This window comes from Lactobacillus sp. UMNPBX16 (assembly GCF_002553775.1).
Lineage (GTDB): Bacteria > Bacillota > Bacilli > Lactobacillales > Lactobacillaceae > Lactobacillus > Lactobacillus crispatus.
Window position 1 is genome coordinate 1 of record NZ_PCYU01000019.1, and the last position, 23,103, is coordinate 23,103.

Annotated in this window: 24 protein-coding genes and 1 pseudogene; 6 read left to right on the forward strand and 19 right to left on the reverse strand. The window is 35.9% G+C overall.

Translation table 11 applies throughout. The annotated features are described in order from the left end of the window. Positions 1-155: 155 nt before the first annotated feature. On the forward strand, positions 156-848 hold the full coding sequence (locus tag CP367_RS04680; RefSeq protein ID WP_089145898.1) for a TVP38/TMEM64 family protein: 693 nt from the start codon (positions 156-158) through the stop codon (positions 846-848). A gap of 34 nt (positions 849-882) precedes the next feature. Here the strand turns inward: CP367_RS04680 and CP367_RS04685 are convergent, their stop codons facing one another. From CP367_RS04685 to CP367_RS04700, 4 genes are all read right to left on the reverse strand, one after another. Continuing rightward, positions 883-2,658, reverse strand: coding sequence for an oleate hydratase (locus CP367_RS04685; protein ID WP_005722702.1), 1,776 nt, complete (start codon positions 2,656-2,658; stop codon positions 883-885). 105 nt (positions 2,659-2,763) lie between these two features. After that, positions 2,764-3,669 (reverse strand): RluA family pseudouridine synthase, encoded by a 906-nt coding sequence (locus CP367_RS04690; protein ID WP_089145897.1) that lies wholly within the window; start codon positions 3,667-3,669, stop codon positions 2,764-2,766. Further along, positions 3,662-4,465 (reverse strand): NAD kinase, encoded by an 804-nt coding sequence (locus CP367_RS04695; protein WP_005718616.1) that lies wholly within the window; start codon positions 4,463-4,465, stop codon positions 3,662-3,664. The genes CP367_RS04690 and CP367_RS04695 overlap by 8 nt, the downstream gene beginning before the upstream one ends. Then, positions 4,462-5,094, reverse strand: a complete 633-nt coding sequence (locus tag CP367_RS04700) for a GTP pyrophosphokinase family protein (RefSeq protein ID WP_005718615.1) — start codon at positions 5,092-5,094, stop codon at positions 4,462-4,464. The genes CP367_RS04695 and CP367_RS04700 overlap by 4 nt, the downstream gene beginning before the upstream one ends. A 76-nt stretch (positions 5,095-5,170) precedes the next feature. Here CP367_RS04700 and CP367_RS04705 point away from each other — a divergent pair, with 76 nt between their 5' ends. Together CP367_RS04705 and CP367_RS04710 are read left to right on the forward strand one after the other, a co-directional pair. Beyond that, positions 5,171-5,779: a CYTH domain-containing protein gene (locus tag CP367_RS04705; RefSeq protein ID WP_013086040.1), complete on the forward strand. Its 609-nt coding sequence runs from the start codon at positions 5,171-5,173 to the stop codon at positions 5,777-5,779. A gap of 86 nt (positions 5,780-5,865) precedes the next feature. Continuing rightward, positions 5,866-6,483 (forward strand): DsbA family protein, encoded by a 618-nt coding sequence (locus CP367_RS04710; RefSeq protein ID WP_061204538.1) that lies wholly within the window; start codon positions 5,866-5,868, stop codon positions 6,481-6,483. Positions 6,484-6,490: 7 nt separating this feature from the next. On the opposite strand, the gene CP367_RS04715 is transcribed toward CP367_RS04710, so the two are convergent. The 6 genes from CP367_RS04715 to CP367_RS04740 all read right to left on the reverse strand — a co-directional run bounded on the left by CP367_RS04715 (position 6,491) and on the right by CP367_RS04740 (position 11,178). Continuing rightward, positions 6,491-7,339 (reverse strand): competence protein CoiA, encoded by an 849-nt coding sequence (locus tag CP367_RS04715; protein ID WP_089143530.1) that lies wholly within the window; start codon positions 7,337-7,339, stop codon positions 6,491-6,493. A 71-nt stretch (positions 7,340-7,410) separates the two neighbouring features. After that, the gene (locus CP367_RS04720) at positions 7,411-8,157 is read right to left on the reverse strand and encodes an adaptor protein MecA (RefSeq protein ID WP_089143531.1); all 747 of its coding nucleotides are present in this window, start codon (positions 8,155-8,157) and stop codon (positions 7,411-7,413) included. Positions 8,158-8,261: 104 nt separating this feature from the next. Then, positions 8,262-8,660 carry a transcriptional regulator SpxA gene (spxA, locus tag CP367_RS04725; RefSeq protein WP_005718608.1) on the reverse strand — a complete coding sequence of 133 codons (399 nt, stop codon included), beginning with the start codon at positions 8,658-8,660 and terminating at the stop codon, positions 8,262-8,264. A gap of 223 nt (positions 8,661-8,883) precedes the next feature. Continuing rightward, positions 8,884-10,617 (reverse strand): phosphoenolpyruvate--protein phosphotransferase, encoded by a 1,734-nt coding sequence (gene ptsP, locus CP367_RS04730; RefSeq protein ID WP_005718607.1) that lies wholly within the window; start codon positions 10,615-10,617, stop codon positions 8,884-8,886. Continuing rightward, positions 10,617-10,883, reverse strand: coding sequence for a phosphocarrier protein HPr (locus CP367_RS04735; protein WP_005718606.1), 267 nt, complete (start codon positions 10,881-10,883; stop codon positions 10,617-10,619). The genes ptsP and CP367_RS04735 overlap by 1 nt, the downstream gene beginning before the upstream one ends. 112 nt (positions 10,884-10,995) lie before the next feature. Beyond that, a complete protein-coding gene (locus CP367_RS04740; RefSeq protein ID WP_005721524.1) occupies positions 10,996-11,178 on the reverse strand; it encodes a hypothetical protein in 183 nt (60 codons plus the stop codon). A gap of 204 nt (positions 11,179-11,382) precedes the next feature. On the opposite strand from CP367_RS04740, the gene CP367_RS04745 reads away from it, so the two are divergent. Beyond that, complete coding sequence (locus CP367_RS04745) at positions 11,383-13,575, forward strand: ATP-dependent Clp protease ATP-binding subunit (RefSeq protein WP_089145896.1); 2,193 nt, start codon at positions 11,383-11,385, stop codon at positions 13,573-13,575. A gap of 145 nt (positions 13,576-13,720) precedes the next feature. Beyond that, entirely contained in the window at positions 13,721-14,002 is a 282-nt protein-coding gene (locus CP367_RS04750; protein WP_089145895.1) for a DUF1827 family protein, read from the forward strand. Between the two features lie 258 nt (positions 14,003-14,260). Here the strand turns inward: CP367_RS04750 and CP367_RS04755 are convergent. The 7 genes and pseudogenes from CP367_RS04755 to CP367_RS04785 all read right to left on the reverse strand — a co-directional run. After that, positions 14,261-14,778: pseudogene (locus CP367_RS04755) on the reverse strand (IS5/IS1182 family transposase); the annotation flags it as partial. A gap of 51 nt (positions 14,779-14,829) precedes the next feature. After that, positions 14,830-14,994, reverse strand: a complete 165-nt coding sequence (locus tag CP367_RS04760; protein ID WP_089145894.1) for a transposase — start codon at positions 14,992-14,994, stop codon at positions 14,830-14,832. A 366-nt stretch (positions 14,995-15,360) separates the two neighbouring features. After that, entirely contained in the window at positions 15,361-16,104 is a 744-nt protein-coding gene (locus CP367_RS04765; RefSeq protein ID WP_013086031.1) for a hypothetical protein, read from the reverse strand. Between the two features lie 123 nt (positions 16,105-16,227). Continuing rightward, a complete protein-coding gene (locus tag CP367_RS04770) occupies positions 16,228-17,796 on the reverse strand; it encodes an ABC transporter ATP-binding protein (protein ID WP_013086030.1) in 1,569 nt (522 codons plus the stop codon). 101 nt (positions 17,797-17,897) lie between these two features. After that, complete coding sequence (locus tag CP367_RS04775) at positions 17,898-18,707, reverse strand: helix-turn-helix domain-containing protein (protein ID WP_013086029.1); 810 nt, start codon at positions 18,705-18,707, stop codon at positions 17,898-17,900. Between the two features lie 14 nt (positions 18,708-18,721). Continuing rightward, on the reverse strand, positions 18,722-20,293 hold the full coding sequence (locus tag CP367_RS04780; protein ID WP_089145893.1) for a peptide chain release factor 3: 1,572 nt from the start codon (positions 20,291-20,293) through the stop codon (positions 18,722-18,724). Continuing rightward, positions 20,293-21,159 carry a hemolysin family protein gene (locus CP367_RS04785; protein ID WP_005726242.1) on the reverse strand — a complete coding sequence of 289 codons (867 nt, stop codon included), beginning with the start codon at positions 21,157-21,159 and terminating at the stop codon, positions 20,293-20,295. The genes CP367_RS04780 and CP367_RS04785 overlap by 1 nt, the downstream gene beginning before the upstream one ends. Positions 21,160-21,261: 102 nt before the next feature. On the opposite strand from CP367_RS04785, the gene CP367_RS04790 reads away from it, so the two are divergent. Next, positions 21,262-21,723 carry a hypothetical protein gene (locus CP367_RS04790; protein ID WP_005718600.1) on the forward strand — a complete coding sequence of 154 codons (462 nt, stop codon included), beginning with the start codon at positions 21,262-21,264 and terminating at the stop codon, positions 21,721-21,723. Here the strand turns inward: CP367_RS04790 and CP367_RS04795 are convergent, their stop codons facing one another. After that, positions 21,724-22,206: a hypothetical protein gene (locus tag CP367_RS04795; protein ID WP_005722693.1), complete on the reverse strand. Its 483-nt coding sequence runs from the start codon at positions 22,204-22,206 to the stop codon at positions 21,724-21,726. An 8-nt stretch (positions 22,207-22,214) separates the two neighbouring features. Then, positions 22,215-23,027: a recombination regulator RecX gene (recX, locus tag CP367_RS04800; RefSeq protein ID WP_065990305.1), complete on the reverse strand. Its 813-nt coding sequence runs from the start codon at positions 23,025-23,027 to the stop codon at positions 22,215-22,217. Positions 23,028-23,103 lie beyond the last annotated feature (76 nt).

The following is a 23,103-nucleotide window of genomic DNA, read 5'->3' on the forward strand; positions in this document are numbered from 1 at the left end:
GCAGACTTACAAAGTAGTCAAGCTACAGGAGGTGAAAACCTATACCAATTGACCAAGGTCAATGACAATTAGAGACTAGCATCTGATGATCGAATAAACAAACTAAAAAGACAATCAACACAGATTTAATTTATATAATACGAGAAGGTGACAAAGTGAAAAGAAAAATAATTCGAATATTACTTTTCATTCTTGGCGGGATATTAGGGTTACTACTTCTGTATAAACTCTATTTAAATTACCGTCCTGAATTGAATTTATTACTTCATTTTGATCACCATAATGAAGAAGTACTCGTTAACATGGTCCGTAGCCATGGTATTGAAGACTTAGCCTTTTTATTTTTACTTAATGCGACCTGTGTAGCAATTCCTGGCTTATCCAACGGAATCTTTTGTGTTCTCAACGGAATCCTTTATGGCCCTGCCTGGGGATTTATTGTTAATTGGATCAGTGACATTTTAGGCCAAATAATTTTAATGGAACTTTTGCAAAAACTCTATGACATGAAAAAGATGTCTAACAGTAAAGTTTATAAGTTATTGACTGGATTAAAATCACCAATGCTTGGATTAATTATTGGATATATGATTCCATTTATTCCGAGTGCGACAGTTAGCTATGTCAACATTATGATTAATAAGGGGCAACGTAAAAAACAGCTAATACCAATCATTATCGGTGTCATCCCCTTCGCTTACTTATATGCTTATGGTGGCGATTCAATCTTGCACTTAGACGGACCACGATTGATTAAAGTTGTAATCTCATTCGTTGTCATCGCTTTAATTGCAGTAGCTATTTTGCTTAGTCTGAGAGCAATCAAAAAGCGTACAAAAAAAGCTTGAATTTACTCAAGCTTTTTTATTATGCCTAGCATATTTAAACTAAGTTAGCTTCTTCTAACAGTTCTTCGACCCAAGTTCTCTTGATTTTCTTCATCCCTGTTTTGAGAGCTAACTTCTCAGGTAATGGCATCTCTTGATCAACTAATTTCTTCTTGTCAGACATGTAGTACATCGCACGAAGCAATTGACGAATATCATAAATTGAGTCAAATACTTCAGGTACACCACGGTCAACGTTAAGCAATGTATAAACAGCTTCCATGGCAGTTCTGACAGAATATTCGGTGGTAAAGACAGTGTCTCTAGTTGGTGATTCGGCAAAATTGCCAATAAAGGCAATATTAACTGATCCTTCTGGAACAACATCTGGACGGTCCCCATCATGACGAGGCATAAAGTAACTAGTGATATATGGCATGTAAACTGGTACGGTATTCATATTTTCTTCACTAGCCAATTCGCTGATTTGACTCTCTGGTACGCCTAAGTGATAGAGCATTTCCTCGGCAATTTCTTTACCAGTACAGTCAACGACTCTCTTCTTGATGTAATTACCCTCAGTATCAGAATACAAAGCATAAATCCAAACAACGATTTGATCTGGATTCTGGCTCTTAAAGTGAGGTTGACGGTGAATAGTAAAGCTAAGTTCCCAATTAGAGTCAACAACAGTGATAATTCCACCAGTATTAACTTTACCATCGTAAAGGCTGCGCTTAGTCAAGCGTTCAAAGTATGGAGCTATTTTCTTATTTTCCAAGGTAGCTGTAGCTGATACGAACCAACTACGCTCTGGCAAGTTTTCACAGAAGACATCTGGATGACCAAAGTCAGGATCTTGTTTAGCCAAATTTTCCCATAATTTCCATGAAGAGCCCTTGTCGTGAGTAATTGGTGCTGGGGTATTTTGATCACCATAAGTAGAACTTTCAGTGATTGAACCGTTAGTCACAAAGACAATATCATCTGGGGTTAAATCAATATCACTTTGCTCACCATTCTTGGTCATCACGATCTTCTTGGCAACCTTTTGCTTGCCCTCATGATCAACAACCACGTTATCAACGTGACAATCATATTCAAATTGAACACCGTGATCTTTTAAATATGCCAAAAGTGGCTTAACCATGGACTCATATTGGTTATACTTGTTAAACTTCAATGCGGTAAAGTCAGGCAAACCATCAATATGGTGAATAAAGCGCATTGCATAACGCCGCATTTCGGCTGCTGAGTGCCATTTTTCAAAGGCAAACATTGTTGCCCAGTATGTCCAGAAATTAGTCTTAAAGAAGTCATCACTGAAGAATTCTTCAATTGTTTCACCTTGGAGTTCCTTTTCCGGTGTCATGATTAACTTCACGATTTCATTAGCGCACTTACCTAGACCATATTGACCATCACTTGGTAAGCGATCACCGCGATTATAAATTAGACGGCAATTGGATGAGTTAGGATCTTCTTTATCAAGCCAATAATATTCATCTAAGTATGATGCGCCAGGGATTTCCAAACTTGGAATCGATCTGTACATATCCCACAAACATTCAAAGTGGTTCTCCATTTCGCGGCCGCCCCGAACCACGAAACCTGCATTAGGACGCTTAGCACCATCAAGTGAACCACCAGCTACGGGTAGCTCTTCTAAGATATGAATATTTTCACCCTTCATTTGTGCATCACGAACTAAAAAGACAGCTGCAGAAAGACCGGCTAAACCACTACCAATAATATAAGCAGATTTTTTATCTACGCCTGCGGGCTTTTTGGCATCCGCAAAAGCCTCATAATTACCATTGGAATAGTACATAAAGATATCCTCTTTTCTGTATAAGTATAGTTTTTAACATTACACTTTAATTATAAAGAAAGCGGTTACTAGATGCTAGTTTTTTAGAAGTTTTAGCTAATAACTTTAGAATTCTTTATTAATTAGTTTCTGCCACAGTTCTTGCATATCTTTTGGATCATTCAACTCAAGTGTTTTACATTTTTGCTGGCTAAATGGATCCGGAAAATTTAAATAAAAGCAATTTAAGGCTTGGCGTGAAAACCCATCTTGAATTCCATATAAAGGATCACCATATAAGGGGTGTCCCAGATAAGCCATGTGAACACGGATCTGATGGGTTCTACCGGTAAGCAAGCGTAACTCTACCAAGCTAGCACCTGTAACCTGATCTAGGACTCGATACGCGGTTTGAGCGTCCTTTCCATCTGCCACTACCGCACGTTTAACTCCACTACCCTTTTTGCCAATCGGTTGATCAATTAAACCAGTTAACTCATTCGGAGCAAAATTGCCATGTACAATTGCATGATATTTTTTGACAAATTTCTCCTTGCCAATTTTACTAAAACGAGCATGGGCAATTGCATTTTTCCCCACCAATACTAAACCAGATGTATCTCGATCTAATCTAGTAATAACATGCGGCTTCAAGTTTTTCTGTCCTTTTTGGGCAAAATAACCCAACAATCGATTGACCACCGCATCATCATCTTCATAGCGTGAGGGAATTGACAACACACCTGCAGGTTTGTTAACTACAAGATAATTTTTATTCTCCAACACAATTGATACTGGATTATTCGATGGCTTTAAAAAATCATTTTTCTTTTCTTCACCACTGATAAAAATCACTTCATCCCCAGCACGCAAATTAAAGCTAGTATATCTTCTTTTATGATTTACTAAAATCATGCCATGATGGTGTTTAGCATTGTTTAACGCTTGATGCGAAAAACCATTTTTTAACAAAAAAGGACCCAGCTTTTTGGGGTCTCTTTCTTGCACAATTAGTTTAAATAAACTAGTCATTTTTTTCATTATCTCCAATAAACGCATTTTGTACGCGTGACCAAAAATGATGGTGGCCAAATTGATCAAACTGAATCGAATGCCGCGAAATTCGATATTCAATCTTCTTAGCATTACGTACATCAATTCTTGCTCCATCAACTGTCATCACAAAATGATCTGCATTAGGAACAATCGAAATCCATTGATCAGGCGCAATCACAATTGGTGATGACAAAGTTCTAAAAACTCGATTATTAATTGAGGCAATTTCAGTCATTTGCAACGCTTTTAGCCGGGGATGAATTACTGCACCACCTAGTGATTTGCCATAAGCAGTCGAACCTGTTGGTGTTGAAACGCAAAGACCATCGCCTCGAAAGTTTTCAAATAATTGATCATTAATGTACACATCGGCCTCTAATGTATGTGAAACTCTTTTAACCGCTGATTCATTGACGGCTAAATGGTAATGAGTTTCACCTGATTCAGTAAGCATCTTTATTTCTAGTAAAGGATACTTCGCTGGTTCACCCTTGGTTACTGCTAAAGCATCAACCATTTTTTCAATATCATAGTTACGCCAATCAGTATAAAAGCCTAAGTGGCCAGTATGAATCCCAATAAAGCGCACAGAATCTACTTGATTTTCATAGCGGTGGAAGGCATTGATGAGGGTGCCATCACCGCCAACAGTGATCACTACATCAGGATATCTAGCATCAAAGATAAAACCTTTTTCCTGAAGCAGCTTCTTAAGCTGCGCAACTGTCTTTAACGTTTCATCATAGTTATTATGCGCTATTGTTACTTTCATAATTTTTCTTTGCCCTTATTTTTGGTAAAAATTTTCTGAGCTTCTTGGACCTCATCCTTAATTGACGACATTTCTTCGTCTAGTCTATAAGCGGCTTCAGCCGTTGATTTTAATCTAGCTGAAATGTCATCAGGATAGACACCTTGATATTTGTAATTTAAAGTATGCTCGACAGTAGCCCAAAAGTTCATTGCCATAGTTCTAATCTGAACTTCCGCAATTAATTTTTTCGGACCTTCTGGTAAGTAAACCGTATAGTTAATCACCATGTGGTATGACCGATATCCACTCGGCTTAGCATTTTGAATATAATCACGCTCCTCAACAACTTCCATATCATCTCGAGCATGAATCAAATCTACTACCTTATAAATATCGTCTACAAATTGAGTAACAATCCTAATCCCTGCAATATCTTGCATATCAGTCTCAATGACATCAGGACTAATTACTCGCCGTTTCATTTTTTCCTTGATAGAATCAACTGTCTTTACCCGGCCAATTACAAATTCAATAGGTGAATGTTCTCCCTTAGTTAAAAAGCCTTGTCTAAGGGAACGAAATTTAACCTTTAACTCGCGAACAGCTTCGTTATAAGGCCACAAGAAGTTATCCCAATCTAATTCCATGAGAAAACATTCCTTTCTTAAGCAAACAAACTCATTTTACCATATAATTAAGTTAAACAGTTCGGAGGAAAAACAGATGAGTAAAAATCGAGAAATTGAAGCAAAAATTCTTTTAAATAAAAGCGTTTATGATCAGATCACTGCCGCTTTTCCAATCAAAAGTGACTTTACCCAAGAAAATTATTATTTTGATACAGCAGATGATTTATTAAAAAATCATCAAATTAGCTTGCGTATTCGAATCTATGCTACTCACGCAGAGCAAACAATGAAGGTACCGGATCCTAATCCTGTACAAAAGAATTTCCATGAAGTAATTGAAATTAATGATGAATTAACTCACGCTCAAGCTAAAAAATTAGTAGCAAAAAAGCATTTTAAATTCACTGGTAATATTGGCGCATATCTAGATAATCATTTTGCCAATGACCAAAAAAAGCTACGTCTTTTCACCTGGAGCAAAACCCGCAGAATTTTGATGAACGGGCCACAAAACTGTGAATTAACTCTAGATGCTACGTCTTATCCAGATAACTATCAAGATTTTGAATTAGAAATCGAAAATACTAATCCTGCTTTAATTCAAACAGTATTAACTAAACTTGAACAAGAATATGACTTTGAACAAACAGCTGCTAACACTAATCAAAGCAAAATAGCTCGTGCAAGCGCTCACCAAAAATAGTATATAGAAAATAAGGCATATTTTTTGTCACTTATTTTTTTTCTTGCTAAAGTAACTAATAGTAAATCACCAAAGAGGTCGAGATTATGTTTGAGATTTTTCTATTCATCAATCCAATAGGGATTTATTGTTATAACACTGAAAAACAGATTCGTAAAACCGTTGATGAATTAGGGGTCGACGTTTGTTATCACTATATTCCAATTGCAAATGTTTGTTTAATCAATGATGATGCGATTCGCCGACGCAAAGATGACCAGAAGTTGCCTGATATTAGTAATTTTTCTAGAGCAACTTATGAAGCATTAGAAAATTACCACGCGATTAGGCTGGCCTATGGCAACAAAAAAGCCCGTCAATACCTGTATGAATTACAAAAAAACTTGAGCAAAGATGCTTCAGCTTATACACCTGAGCTGCTTAAGCGGATCGCAAACAAATTACATATCAAGGATGCGGATATTCAGGCAATCAAACAAACTGATTACCTGCGTACTTCTATTGAAGAAGATCAAAAACTAGCCAACCAATGGAATATTAAAGCTACTCCTACCACCGTTATCTTTAACGAAGACAACGAGCAAAATGGAGTATTGCTAGAGGGACCAATCAATCAACAGGATTTAGTTAATCTAATGCTTCCAGATTGTCAAAAGTGTTTTTCAGACTATTTACCTGCGGAGCATCATTTACGCCTTATCTAAAGGCGTTTTATTTTTGCAAAAAATCACTAACCCGATCTCTTTCACCTGGGTTACGCCAAGTAGCAAAAACTTTATCAGGTAAATCATCAAGAGTTAATTTGCGTTCATAAAGCATCTCTCCTATTTTCAATCCTAACTTTGTTTTTTGCATAATTTGCTGGCGTAAATATTTTCTTTGAGTTGCAATGTTCAAAGAATATTCTTTTTTGAATGGCTTAAAGCGCCAAAAATCTTTTATCCCCAATTCATCAAGGATAAATGATTTACTTTGATAAACCAATTTATTAGCTACCGGTTCTTCTAAAACATTATATTTTAAGCAAAAACGATTTCTCTGTGGATTAATTTCTAAATAGTAATTCCCCCAAGCTTTATTTTGTCGAAAGAAAATCAACTGTGTGCGTTTCAATCGCCGTTTCAAATAGTGTCGCTGTCCCACAATCCAAATATCTTTTACACCAATTTTTTGATAAAGCTGATGCCGATGGTTAAATTCTTGTTGACTCAACGGCGCACATTGAACTTCAAACGCTAACTTAGCAGTTGCTAAGACATCTGCACGCAATTGTCCTTCAGCTAATGGAATCTCAACTTCTGCCGGAAAACCAGCTGCCGTCAAAGCTGACTTCAACAGCATTTTCGATTGGTGATGCTCCTCTTTTTCACCCATTAAGTTACTGTACTTCACAAGATGCTTAAAAAAGGCTGCTTTTTGCTCCGACATAACCAAAATTACTTTTTTATTGCAATGTGGACAGTGATAATTATCACGATTCAATTTCTTTTGCCTTGCATTAACTAAACATGCTTCGTCAACTGCAAGGACTAATTTCTTATTTAACATGGCTGCATACATTTTTCTCACCCATGTTTTATTACGTAAAAAAGAGACGGAATTTTGTCCCGTCTCTTTTTCTTTAAAGAATCTTAATAATTAGCTGCTTTTAAAAAGTAATGTCGAATCTGGCCTAAAGCATTTTGCATCAATAAGCATTTGCCTGTTTCTTCAACTACACGCATCTTATCACTATCGACCTTAAAACCAAATTCGTTGGCTATTGTCCACGCATCTGCTGGTTTAAGCTCCTCATATTCTTCATCAAGAAATGCCAAATTTAAGAAATATTGTCCATGCAAGTAATACAAGCTAGAAGCTAAATCATTTGCCTTAAGGTTATCAGCTAATTCAATTAGACTACCTAAATCATCAAAATAGTAAGCCTGAGTCTTGCGCGATCTCCAATCAGTTGGCTCATTGTTTTTATCATCTTGGTTAAAAAAGTTGTGAGTAGCTAGTCCTTGAGGAGCCGAATTTGAATTCGTACTCTCCTCATCTAAATCAAAGAAACTTTTTGAATCATCCGAATTCGTTGATGATTGCTCATCCTTAGGAAAGCTATCACCCATTAGTTTCCTTAAATTCTGTGCATCGTCCGGCTTAACTTTGGTGATCATCAAATCTAATCCCCCATTATTAGGCATTACTTGAAATGATACTGGATCACCATTGGCAAATTCATGGTCTTCATCGACCTCATCAAGAATTTTATAGAAGAAGTCTTGAATCTTTTGTCTATTACCTAATAAATCAAGCATTCCCATCCCACGACGAGCCAATTCAGCTTTATCAATTCGAACTCTGATAGTATTCTTATCAATATGATCTACCTGCACAGGATCTCACCTCCATGAATTAATATATCTATTGTAGCGTATTTTTCGTTTAAAATAAAAGTGTTAGTCTCAACAAAAGCCTTAACTAACACTTTTCAATCATTTTATAAATCTGCAATCTTTTGTGCTTCAGCCAATTCCAACCGACGAACTTTTCGTGGCAAGAATCGACGAATTTCATCTTCATTGTAACCAACTTGAAGTCGACGATCATCCATAATGATTGGTCTTCTTAACAAGCTAGGATTCTTTTCTACTAAATCAAGTAACTGATCAATTGATAAATCGTCTAAATTGATTCGCAATTGTTGAAAAGCTCTTGAGCGGGTAGAAATGATTTCCTCAGTACCATTTTCAGTCATCCGCAAGATCTTTAATAATTCTTTTTTAGTCAATGGTTCAGAAAAAATGTTTCTTTCCTTGAATGGAATATTATGTTTTTCAAGCCACGCTCTTGCCTTGCGACATGAAGTACAACTAGGAGAGACATATAAATCTACCATAAAAATCACGCTCCTCAGAACAAATATTTGTATACGTTTCTTTACTCATAGCTAGTATACCATATAAGCTTCTTTTTCGTAAGTGCTTAATTTATCGTTTACCTCTGCTATATACTTAATACTAAAGATAAAACGTGAATTATTTGTGAAGATTTCGTTCGTTTTGTTTAAAATTATTAAAAATAAAAAAAGAGACATCACAGTCTCTTTTTGCAAATTAAAACTACTTGTTCAATTTTTTCATTAAATTATTAACTAATTTTTCGTTGTCTTCAGCAGTTTCTGATACATAACAAGCTTCGTTAGCTAATTCCTTAATGTCAGCAGTGTTCAATTTCTTCATTAAGCTTCTGATACGCAAAATTGAAGTTGCACTCATTGAGTATTCATCAAGTCCCATTGAAAGTAAGATTGGGAACATAGTGTTATCACCAGCAGCTTCACCACACATACCACACCAAATACCGTTTTCATGAGCACCATCAATAGTGTGCTTAATCAAACGAAGTACTGATGGGTTATATGGTTGGTACAAGTATGACACATTATCATTACCACGGTCAGCAGCCATAGTATATTGAATTAAGTCATTAGTACCAATTGAGAAGAAGTCAACTTCCTTTGCAAATTGATCAGCTAAAACGGCTGCAGCAGGTACTTCAATCATCATACCGACTTGCAAGTCATCACCAATCTTAACGCCTTCTTTAGCGAGCTTATCTTTTTCTTCAGCTAAAATTTGCTTAGCTTCACGTAATTCTGCTAAAGTACCGATCATTGGGAACATAATTCCTAATGGACCGTATGCAGATGCACGAAGTAAAGCTCTTAATTGAGTTCTAAAGATATCCTTGTATTGCATAGAAAGACGGATAGCACGAACACCTAAGAATGGGTTCATTTCTTCTGGAAGATCCCAGTAATCAAGGTGCTTGTCACCACCGATATCACAGGTTCTGATAATGGTTTGTTTACCATTCATACCTTCAATAACTTCCTTGTAGGCATCAAATTGAGCTTCTTCAGTTGGAAAGTCACTAGAGTCCATGTACAAGAACTCTGTTCTGTACAAACCAATGGCTTCCGCACCATTATCCTTTACACCTGGCATATCATTAGGTGTACCAATGTTAGCAGCAATGATAAATTTCTTGCCATCTGCAGTAACTGATGGTTCATTCTTAAGCTTAGCCCATTCTGCCTTTTGCTTAAGGAATGCTTCACTCTTTTGCTTGTAATCAGCTACTTGAGCGTCACTTGGATCAATAATTGCATCCCCGTCAAGACCATCAGCAATTAACATATCGCCGTTCTTAACATCCTTAGTAATTGAGTCAGTACCAACAACAGCTGGCAATTCAAGTGAACGAGCCATAATTGCTGAGTGTGCTGTACGACCACCAATATCAGTAACAAAACCCTTAACATACTTTTTGTTAAGTTGAGCAGTGTCACTTGGAGTTAAGTCGTGAGCTACAACAATTACTTCATGATCGATTGAAGCAGGATTTGGTAATTCCTTACCAAGAAGGTGAGCCATAATACGCTTTGAAACATCACGTACGTCAGCAGCACGTTCTTGCATGTAAGGATTATCTGTCATCCCTTCAAAAATAGCAATAAACTTCTTAGCAGTCTCATCAAGAGCAGCTTCTGCGTTGATCTTTGAATCCTTAATTTCATTCTCAATGGCACCAGTAAATTCTGGGTCATTTAAAATCATTAAGTGTGCTTCAAAAACTTGAGCTTCTTCATCGCCCAAGCTTTCTTTAGCAATATCATGAATCTTTTCAACTTCAGCAGTTGAAGTCTTAATTGCATCGTTGTAACGAGCTACTTCAGCTTCAACATCAGCAATTGAAGATTTAGAGAATGAAAGATCAGGCTCCACAAGAAGATATGCTGGAGCAATAGCGATACCATCACTTGCAGCAATTCCTTTTAAAGTCTTGGTCATTATTCAGCTAAACCTTCTTTTTTCATAGTGTCGGCAATTGCGTCCAATGCGTCCTTTTCGTCATCACCTTCAGCAGTGATAGTAACATCAGCATTTTGACCAACACCAAGTGACATAACACCCATGATTGACTTCAAGTTTACTGACTTACCGTTGTATTCCAAGTTAACATCTGAGCCAAACTTTGAAGCAGCTTGTACTAAAAGAGTAGCTGGACGTGCATGAATACCTGTTTCTGCAATGATATGAAAATCGCGTTTTTCCATTATAAATATCTCCTTTAAATTGAAAAATTAAACTGGTAATAAATACCCATTCGAGTATTAGATTATCATGTTTTTACAGATTAGACAACTGCAATGTAACAGTTTACATTATTTATTCATCGGTATTCGTAGCGGTATACACAATCGCGCCGCCTCTTTCTGCCCTACCGGTAATATATTGTCTTTTTCCATAATTTCTAATAGTCTTTTGAAGATCAAACGCATCTTTTGGCTCAACTTTATACTCTTTTATCTCACCTGAGACTAATTGATCTAGAATTTTCTGATAATCCAAAAATATCACCACTCTTTTAAAATTTTATAATTTTTCCACTATTAATTCTACTATTTATATTCAATTTTCAAAAATATTAATATTTTGTTTGCGGTAACAAAAGCATTTCTTACAAAAAATAAGTGTTTGAGTCTTAGCACTTGACTACCAAGAGTGCTAATAATATAATTTTGGTACAGTTGAAAAGAAAGGCGGTACTATATTTTGCTTTGCCAAAATTGTCATGAGCGGCCCGCTTCTATTCACCTTTTCACTAAGGTTAATGGCCAAAGCCGCGAAATAGATTTATGTCAACACTGTTATCAAGAATTAAAAAATCAACAAGGAAATCAAGGAAAAATGAATAATAATGAATTTTTTGGCGACTTTGATGATTTATTCAACGCATTAAACGGAAATAACAACAATGCCGCAAACAATAATAATGAAATGAGAAATAACGACCCTAGAATGCAAATGGGGGGAGGCGCTGGTAATGGTGGTCAAAACGGCAGAAGCCTACTTGACCAATACGGAACAGACTTAACTGCCCTTGCTAAAAAAGGCAAAATTGACCCAGTAATCGGTCGTGATAAAGAGATTGCTCGGGTTATCGAAATTTTAAATAGAAGAACTAAGAACAACCCTGTTTTAATCGGTGAAGCAGGTGTTGGTAAGACTGCCGTTGTCGAAGGCTTAGCTCAAGAAATCGTAGATGGATCAGTACCAGCAAAATTGCAGAACAAACGAATTATTTCATTAAATGTTGTTTCACTTGTTCAAGGTACCGGTATTCGTGGTCAATTTGAACAAAGAATGGAACAATTAATTAAAGAATTACAACAAAACGACGATATCATTCTTTTTATTGATGAAATTCACGAAATCGTTGGTGCCGGTAATGCTGAAGGTGGCATGGATGCCGGTAACATTATTAAGCCAGCTTTGGCTCGTGGCGAATTGCAATTAGTTGGTGCTACTACCATCAAAGAATACCGCGATATTGAAAAAGACTCTGCTTTAGCTAGACGTTTTCAACCAGTTGAAGTTAAAGAACCTTCAATTGACGAAACAATTCGCATCTTAAAAGGTATTCAAAAACGCTACGAAGACTATCACCATGTTCACTACACTGATAAAGCCATTGAAGCTGCCGCAAAACTTTCAGCACGTTATATTCAAGATAGATTTTTACCAGACAAGGCTATTGACCTTCTTGATGAAGCAGGTTCTAGAATGAACTTAACCATTCCTTATATTGATAAGGATAAAATGCAAGAAAGAATTAATGCCGCAGAGCAATTGAAGGAAGAAGCCTTAAAAAACGAAGATTACGAAAAAGCAGCCTACTACCGTGATCAAATTGAAAAATATGAAAAGGTTAAAGATCAAAAGGTAGATCCTGACAAGTCCCCTGTTATTACTGATAAGATCATGGACAAGATCGTAGAAGAAAAAACAGGCATTCCTGTTGGTGATATTCAAAAGCAAGAAGAAAACCAACTGCAAAATCTAGCTGCTGATTTAAAGGCTCACGTTATCGGCCAAGACAAGGCTGTTGAAAAAGTAGCTCGTGCCATTCGTCGTAACCGAATCGGTTTCAACAAGTCAGGCCGTCCAATTGGTTCATTCCTCTTCGTTGGTCCAACTGGTGTCGGTAAAACTGAGTTAGCTAAGCAACTGGCTAAGCAAATGTTTGGCTCAGAAGATGCAATGATTCGTTTCGATATGTCTGAATACATGGAACAATACTCAGTTTCCAAATTAATTGGTTCTGCTCCAGGTTACGTAGGCTACGAAGAAGCTGGTCAATTAACTGAACAAGTTAGACACAACCCATATAGTTTGATCTTGCTTGATGAAATTGAAAAAGCTCACCCAGATGTTTTGAACCTCTTCTTGCAAATTCTTGACGATGGTCGTTTAACTGACTCACAAGGTAGAACAGTTTCATTCAAGGATACCATCATTATTATGACTTCTAATGCAGGACAAGGCATTAAGAACGCTAGCGTTGGCTTTACAGCAGAAAACGAAGATGAAGCTAATGAATCTGCTAGAAATAATATGAGCCAATTCTTTAAGCCAGAATTCTTGAACCGTCTTGATGATGTAATCGAATTTAATGAATTGACTAAGCCGGACTTGCTTAAGATTGTTGACTTAATGTTGCAAAATACCAACAATATGGTTAAGGATCAAGGCCTACACATTGATGTAACTGCTGCTGCAAAAGATAAATTAGTTGAAGATGGCTTTAATCCTGCCTTAGGTGCTCGTCCTCTTCGTCGTACCATCCAAGAAGAGATTGAAGATAATGTGGCTGATTTCAAACTTGATCATGCACAGGCTAAGAATTTAAAAGCCGATGTTGTTGATGGTAAAATTGTAATCAGTGATGAAGCAAATAATGAATAGGATTTAATAAAAGACAAAGTCCAAGTTATACCAAAAGATTTCGAAGCAATATTAGAAATCTTTTTTCTTAAAAATAAAAATATACTCCTCAATTTGAGGTATACTAAATTAGAACAAGTAAAGCTAACAGAAACAGGTGAATTCCATGCATTTAATTGATGTAACCAACAACTACTCTAATTTGGTTCACAGTCAGCTCAATACTACCGATGCTAACTTTGTTAAAGTTTATTCTCTTGGTAATACTTCAGTTATCTATACTGAAAGTAAAGATGCTATCGGTATCGCACTTGAAAACCATGACCGCCGTGTTCGTGAAGATGAAATTGAATTTGTAATCAAGCGTTTAATTAAAAACTATGATTCTTCATACACTTTGACTGTAGACAAGAGTCGTCATGTAATCGAAATTCACGTTGACAAGTAATCCAAATATTGTTGTATCAAAAGTGTCTGGAAAAAATAACTTCCAGATGAATGAAAACGATCAAGATTTTCTTTTTCAAGAATCTTGATCGTTTTTTCGGTCTCTTTAAATTTTTAACAATAAAAGATGGTCCTTCATCCATCTTCTTTGCCCATATTTGTTCAAAACCATCATAAAGGCCAATATCGGTTTCGACCTCTTTTTGCCTCGCAGATGCGTTCTGCGCATGCCAAATACGTTCTTCAAATGCCCGAAAACTGGCTCTAAGGTTTTAAAATCTGTTGGGTTAGGAAAAATGGCATAATCTACTACATATTGATCAGTAGTCGCTGCTTGAATATTGTAGCCTGGCTTCAACTGACCGTTTTTCATGTGGTCTTCCTTCATATGCATAAAGGTAGCGTCATGATCGGTCTTAGAGTAGCTGTTACGCCTAGCAGAAATTCTTCAGTCAGCTGGTTAATTTCTGCTTCAGTTTCTCGAGCCAATTTCTCCAAGCCTTGACTAGTTTGAACCTTTTCTTTTTCCATTTTTTTGACTACTTCTTTTTCTTTAGTAATCAATTCATCGTAAAGCTCAACTGCTTGACCTTTCAGCTTTTCATGATACTTTTCAACCGCTTTGCGCCAAACAAAAGTATAGCGGTTGGCATCAGCTTCGATTTTCGTACCATCGATAAAGACAGCACCTTCATTGATTAAGCCTTCATCTTCCAAAAGGTTGGTAAAGTAGATGAAGCTCTTTTTAATCAGTTCATTGGCATGATTGCTTGATTTATTTGTCCAATTAGCCGGTAAAGTATCTTACACGCGATTGTATTGCCATGTTTAGTAATGCTTAAACTTAGAGTTCATCTCTCCAGATTGATACCGCTCACGATCGATCCCAATAAAGACACTGATCTTATTTAGATTAGAAAATCCGCGTACATCGCCTAGTTCAGCCAGGACTCTGACTGCCATGTTTTGGGCAAAAACAGGTATGCTTTCCAAGCTTTCTCTTTTTTGACTGAGCTTGATCAATCTTGTTACATAATATTTACCTGCAAGATTTCTACGCTATAACTGGCAGCCACAGGGTAAGCCTCTAACATTTCTTTAGCTTAGCAGCAGTATTTCGTGCATATCTTGTACCAAAGCCCTTTAAATCTAATAGCCAGTTAACAAGATTCTCTTCTTCTGTTTGCCGCACTAAATTGCAGTGAGGACAGTACTCGATTATTTTCCAGTAATTATAGCCTGAAGTCGTACTGAATAAAGTTTCTATTTCAAGCAAAGTGGATTGCAGTACTTGATATAACAGTTACTTGCGGTCCGTTATTACCGATTTGAGTATTACTAAAATCTAATTAAGAAATCTTACACTACGGTAGTTATTACTGCATAAAATGGTAATAAATTTTTATTACGTTTAAATTTGTCTATCTTTTCCCAATTTTTTGGTATAACTTGCTTAACCGGTCTATTTACAACATGATTACTAGAATTATTCATACATATAGTCTGTGCAAGAGCACCTATTTTTTCAAGGTAAATTTCCAAATTGTGAGTATTACATACACTTAAGTTTAATGCTAAAACTGTAATTACAGATTCGAAAGTGGGATGCAAAAATGGATATTCCTTTTGAATAAATTCATCGGTTAAATAATTCTTTGAATCTTTATGATTCGTATAAGAAATAGGAATTACACTTTGAACATTTTCATCTGTTAATTTTGAAATTCTAGCTATATCAAAATTAGAAATTTCATTAAACTTATAGTTATTACGATTTAAATTCCAATTTGAAAGCATCCCATAGTATCTACCACTAGAGCGATGCTTAAATTTATCTATTACGAACCCAAATTTATCATAAATATTAGCTAATTTTGAAATATTTGTAAATGTAACAGTATTATAATCATCATAGTCTTTAAAAACAAAACTACAATCAAATAAAGTACTAATATAATTATAACATCCTAAAACATGCCCACTTTCAAGTACTTGCAGTGAATTATGAATAGAACTATAAGTACTTAGTGCTATTTCACGTTCTTTTACTATGTAAATTCTATATTTCTCAAACTCTAAACTATTACTTACATAATGACCCACATTTGAAGTTCCTGGAATTAATCCTACTAACTCTCTATTAGATATTCCAACAAAAATTTTAATTGTATAAAATAAACGTGCAGAAGGATAACCTAAATGTTCAATTTATTATTGCAATTTACGTTAAAAAATATTTACCAATTTTCCATTTTCTAAGTCAAAATGATGCGTAAATTTCTTCATCGTCGTTGATGAAATATGGTGGTCAATTTCAATTACTGTTAATGGTGAATTCAAAAAGACATTATGAATTTGCTCAGCAGTTTGCGGATCAAGTGAAGCAGTTCCTTCATCAACTACTAAAATTTCTCTTTGGAAGAGAAAAGCACGCGCTAATTCAATTCTCTTTCTTTCCCCACCTGAAAGATTATGCCCATTTTCTTCAATTACGGTATCTAAGCCATGTTTTTGAAGGTAATTAGTTAATCCTGCTTGTTGAGCCGCAGCCACGATTTGCTTTTGATCAAATTGTTTACCAAGAGTTAAATTAAAGCGTAAAGTCTCATTAAAAATTTGCGAAGATTGTTGAACTTCACTAAAAATTTGCGTTTCAACAGCCTGATCATTAACCAAAACTCTTCCCTTCTGCGGAGATAATTTACCCATTAACACCTTAAGTAAAGTAGATTTACCTTCACCAGACTTTCCAGTTAACAGAATTTTATCTCCTTTATTAACACATAAACTCACATTATTAAGCACTGGACTATCAGCTTGATAGCCGAAAGTTACATTGTCCATATTTAATTGCTTAAATTTGACTGGAGCTTCATCTTGCTTAGTCGTTAAAGGCTTGAAAGATAACAACTTAGCGGTCATTGGTTTAGTAGCAGCAATCTGATTACGAATACTATTAATACTAAAGAAACTATTTACAATCCAAGCACTAGAGTATTGCACGGCCACAAAAGAAGCCAAAGCAATGTGTCCTTGAATTACCATAATAATGCCGATTCCAATTGGTAAGAAGTCTAGTGAGTAAGCTAATAAATCAACGTAAAAATCACTTTTAGCAATTGTATCGTCACGTTCACGTTTATTCTCAACAGAATTTTTAATTACTTTACTACCCTTCTTTACAAATAGAGATAATACATTGTAATTTAAAACCGTATTGATATTTTTGAGTAAATCCGACATAAACGTTACATAACTACCTGTTGATTTACTCCAATTGGATGACTGCTTGGCTGTTTTCTTGCTAAACAAACTAGGAATAAGGCTTGAAAGACTGGCAAAAGCAACAAAGACTAATGTCAGGACTACACTATTTATCAGCGCAACAGTAACGATACCAACAATTTTAACCACAGTAGATACTAGTGAAAATAACTGTCTAAAGTACTTTTCTTCAATCAGGTTAAGATCATTATTAATGAAAGAAATTCGATTAGAAATTTCTTTTTCTCCTGTTTTTACAAAATCCGTCTGCATCAGATACTCACGAACTTCTTGATTAAATAGTGCTACATTACGATTAATTACTCGATTATTTAAGTATTCTACAATTACAAGTAAGATTTGCAATACTGTAATTACGATAATCATTCTCACCGTATTTGGAATACTTTTACCTGTAATTAACGCAAAAATTTCGGAGTATGACCATGTGCTAAAAGGCAAAGATAATCCGCTTAAACATGACAGAATAATACTGAGCGAAAACCATTTGAGGTCAATAAACTTTTTCATAAATGAATCTCCCTTTCAATTAAGTTGGATTCATTATCTGCTTTAGTTCACGATAAAAATAGCTTTCTGCAAAAATGATCTTCAATCTGCATATATGCAAATTATTCTGGAAGAATAGACAGAATATTTTCTAAATTACTTGCCTTGATCAATTTCTTAATAGCTAATACCTGCTCTGTATCTCCAGCAAAATAGCATTGATAAAAATGACCAATGATTTTATATAAGACTAAAGATGGCGTTTGACTTAATTGCCCAAGTAAATAAATAGGCTCTTTATTATCTTTTACAAATTTATTTTCAGCACAAGTATATAAATAATTCACACAAATAGTGGCAATTGTTGTTTGCATTTTTTCTGTCTGCTCAGACATTTTATCATTATAAGTAGTGAAAATTTTTTGAAAGAAAAAAGTAAAATCATCATGAGTAAAGATAGAAGCACCAAAATTTGCTAACAAATCTAAACTAAATTCATCTTGAAGCCAATTATCGCCTGCAAATAAACGCTGCAATATTATATTTTTATCTTTGACATCAAATTTACGTTTTCCTTCAAGTAAGGTAAAAATCAACTTAGCTTTGATTTTTAGAAGATCATGATGCGGCAGTTGTTGAATTTTTGTTACCAATTTTCTAACTTGGTTAAGATCTTGATTATAATAAGCAATCTGTAATTGATCACCTAAACTGTTTTCATCGTCAGCTTGTGAGATCATATTTTGCTTAAAGAATTCAGCAAATGAAATTTTATTTTTCTGCAAAATTGCCATTAAGTCCTTAGCTGATATGTCATGCAAGCCACGCTCAATTTTAGAATAATGAGCTGGTGATAAAATTCCTGCTACAAATTGTTCTTGTGTCAGTCCCCGCGATTGACGTGCTTTTTTTAGTGCCGCATTAATTCCCATAGCTTTTATTTTGCCTAAAGTTTTTCTGTTAATTCAACATCTGGATACTTGTCATGGAAGAAACGTTCCGCAAATTCATTTTCAAATAAGAATAATGGATTACCATAACGGTCCTTAACTAATAAGTTACGAGTATTAGACATGCGTGGGTCAAGCTGTTCCGGATCAATCCAGCGCGCAACACGATGACCAATACTGTTCATTTCAACTTCAGAATTATATTCATTCTTCATTCTGAATTGGAACACTTCAAACTGCAATTGACCAACAGCACCAAGAATATACTCATCCGTTTGATAATTGCGGTAAAGCTGAATTGCACCTTCTTGGACTAGCTGGTTCATACCCTTATGGAATGATTTTTGCTTCATCACATTCTTAGCAGTTACTCGCATAAATAATTCAGGTGTAAATTCTGGTAATGGTGGATAAACAATCTTGCGCTTACCAGCATAAATACTGTCACCAATTTGAAAATTACCAGTATCGTATAAGCCAACTATATCGCCAGCTACCGCATCAGAAACTTGTACTCGCTCGCTTGACATGAATTCAGTCGCATTATTTAAACGAATTGGCTTATCAGTTCTAGCTAAAGTTACATCCAAGCCTTTCTTGAATTCACCAGAACCGACTCTAACAAAGGCGATTCGGTCACGGTGATGAGGATTCATATTAGCCTGAATCTTGAAGACAAAGCCTGAAAATTCTGGATTTTCTGGACTTAGCTCCTCATCCCCATTGACTGTGTGACTCTCTGGTGCTGGAGCCAAATCAACAAAGCTGTTCAAGAATGTCTCAACCCCAAAATTGGTCAAAGCTGAGCCAAAGAAGACAGGAGTTTGATCACCCATAGCAATCTTCTCGCGGTCAAACTTGTTCCCAGCTTCTTTAATCAAATCAATTTCATCCAGAGTATCCTGGAATTGAGGATCTTGACTAAGTGGCTCACTATCAGGCAACTTACCATCTTGATCTAATGGTAAAAAGCGATCTTGATCATTTTTGCGGTAAAGCTCAACACGATTATTAGCGATGTCATATAGACCCTTTAAAGTTTGACCTGAACCAATTGGCCAGTCCATTGCTACACCCTCGATACCAAGCAAATCTTCCAATTCCGCAATTAAATCTAATGGTGGACGTCCATCACGATCAAGCTTGTTCATAAACGTGAAAATTGGAATACCACGTTGCTTAACAACCTTAAACAACTTCTTTGTCTGTGGCTCGATACCTTTAGCAGAGTCAATTACCATGACAGCTGAGTCAACGGCCATTAATGTACGGTAAGTATCTTCTGAGAAGTCCTGGTGTCCTGGCGTATCCAAAATATTGATACGTTTGCCTTGATATTCAAACTGCATAACCGAACTAGTAACAGAAATCCCACGCTTCTTTTCGATTTCCATCCAGTCACTAGTAGCAAAATTGCCAGTTTTACGTGCCTTAACCGTACCTGCTTTACGAATTACCCCACCAAACAAAAGCATTTGTTCAGTAATCGTTGTCTTACCTGCATCGGGGTGAGAAATAATTGCAAATGTTCTTCTCTTTTTTACTTTATCTGCTAACTCTTTGTCCATTAGTCCTCGCTATCTTCTTCCTTTTTTGATTCATCAATCGTTAATAATACCGTCAACAAGCGTGACCCCTTCATCCTTCTAGTGGTCAAAGTCATCCCATCACCAATATCAACTGTTAACTTTTCTTCCTTAGCTGGAATCACTTTTAAAGTATTGATCACATAGCCTGCTATCGTATCAACATCTTCCATTTGAAGATTAGTACCAAATTGCTCATTAAAATCATCTAATGGCATCTTACCGTAAATAATGTACTTATTTGGAGCTATTTGATTAAAAAGAATCTCAGTGTGATCAACTTCATCATCAATATCGCCCACAATCTCTTCAACCAAATCTTCAATTGTAGCTAAACCAGTTACACCGCCATATTCATCTGTCAAAATTGCTAATTGTCGTTGCGTTTGCTGCATTTCCATCAACAAATCGCCCAGCTCGGCAGTTTCTGGTGCAAACAGCGGCTCAGTCATGACATCTTTATAGTCAAGATTATCAAAACCCTTTTGTTTAGCCTTTCGTAAAACCGTTCTGATATGAATAATCCCTACAATCTTATCCTTATCACGTTGATAAACGGGAATTCTAGAATATGGCTCACGAAGGATTTCATCTAGATTGTCTTGAAAACTGACTTCTCGATCAACCATGAAAGCATCCGTTCTAGGTACCATTACTTCACGGGCTGTCTTACCCTGAAAGTCCAAAATACCTTCTAGCATTGAAAATTCTGTATCATCAATTTTATGACTTTCATGTAAAGTAACAATTTCTTTTTCTAAATGATCTTTAGTCCCCACTTTTTTATCGCCGGATAATCTATTTTTTAAGCGACCAAACAGAGTTCCCGCTCCAGGATCACTATTCATTTTCGTACTCTCTTTCTTAAAAAAGTTATCTAAATATAGCTATTATAGCATAGAGCCAATAACAATTATGTTAAAATAGCACATAAGACTAGGAGGTTCGTCATGAAAAAAAGTCATGTCTTACTCGTTTTTACATTTCTTTTGCTAATTCCCTATATCTGTAGCTTAGCTATTATTGGAATCGGCTATAATGCATTAGTTTTACATTCAGCTGAACTTTATCGCACATTAATCGGCTCATTAGTTGGCGCAATCATTATGTTTGCTGTCAAGGCTACTATTCAACGGCCTGTTGATTTATTAGCTGTTCAAACCAACGATGGCTTACTGAAGCAGCTTTTACGTTTCTTCAGTATCAGACGACGCTACTGGCTTTTAGCAGCTAATATTATCTTAGACTTTGTTCTTTGCTTTGCTGCTACCTACATAATACGTGCTCTTTTAACACTTGATCAAATCGTAGGTAGCTCCATCGGCTTTGTTTTGTTAATCATGTTTGTTTCAACTTGTCTTGGCGCTTATGTTGAATACGATAACCTGTCAATCGACCCTGAGCAGCATTAATTACTTGCTGGCCTTCAAGTACATTACTTGGGCCAGTTTTTTTGTATCCATGTCAAGATCCCAAGTAATATATGGCGTGTCACTGTCACCCAAATTTTCATGTACTTCAATTCCGCTAGCAACTACTTTTTTGGCAAAATTTGGCACGGTACTAGTCAACGGTAAGTTGAAAAAGACTAAAGTTTGATTCTCTTCTACTTCCTCCGCTACCTCTGCAGCTGGTAATTCAAACTTCATTAAACCCGTTGGCACTTCATCTTTTGCTACATCTGCTAAAACGCCATACCAATACATAAAGCTGTCCTCACCTGATACCACTAGGACAGAACGCTTATTTTCTAAATTATGATCAGCTAAAAATTTTTGAAAAGTTTCATCATTTTCCATTTGCTGATTAGCTTCCATAAAGCTCTTTTGAGCATTCATCAAACCAGCTGGAAATGGACGACCAATAAATAATCTTGATTCAATATTTTTCTTCATTTTTTCTCCTAATATTCTACTAATTCGTCTAAATCAATTATTTCACCGTTTAAAAAGGCATCAATCTCACCTGATGAAAAACCGTGACTAAACAAATATTTTTTTATTTTAAAATTGCGTTCAATTTCTGGAAGATTTCTAAAACGTTTGTAAGCCTTAATTCCTTGTTTCTTCAAAGCTTCTGTTTGTGCATTCCCATCTTCTTTAAGATCCATTGCATCAATAATAACGTTACTAATCCCGCTATCAAAGCCATGCGTTAATAATTTAGTACGCATCTTACGCTCTAATTCACGCTGTGAAATCTTGCCAACTTGATGGCTCATCGACTTAATCACGCGTTGGCCCACTTCGAGCCAATCTTCTTCATCAATTTCATCTAACTTATCCTGACTAATTTCAGGATCAACGCCTTTTTGCGTCAACTTTCGTAATAAACTTTTAGGGCCATCAGAGCCAACACGCAAATCATTTTTGATAAACAGCTTGGCATATTGACGATCATCAAGATAGCCTAATTCATTCAATTGACTAACAGCACTATTGGCTGCTTCATCAGAGATTTCGTGTTTTTTTAAATATTGCAGCACCTCAAAGATGGTCCGAGGCTCGTAACTCAAAAAATGAGCCGCTAAATCACTAGCCTTAGCATCAGCATCAAATTGCCTAATCTTTTCAACCTGCTCATCATTTAATTCTTTACCCTTAAGCAGCACAAATTCTGCCAACGTTTTCTCTCCGGCAGAAAAAGCATATTTTCCATCAATAAAAACATTATAGCGACCTGGTCGTTTTTGTGCACTTACTTTGGTTATGATCAACTTGTTTCACCTCGCATATTTTTCTACATCCATGCTAGCAAATTTTGCTAAAGCTTGCTAAGAACTTTTTCCAGGT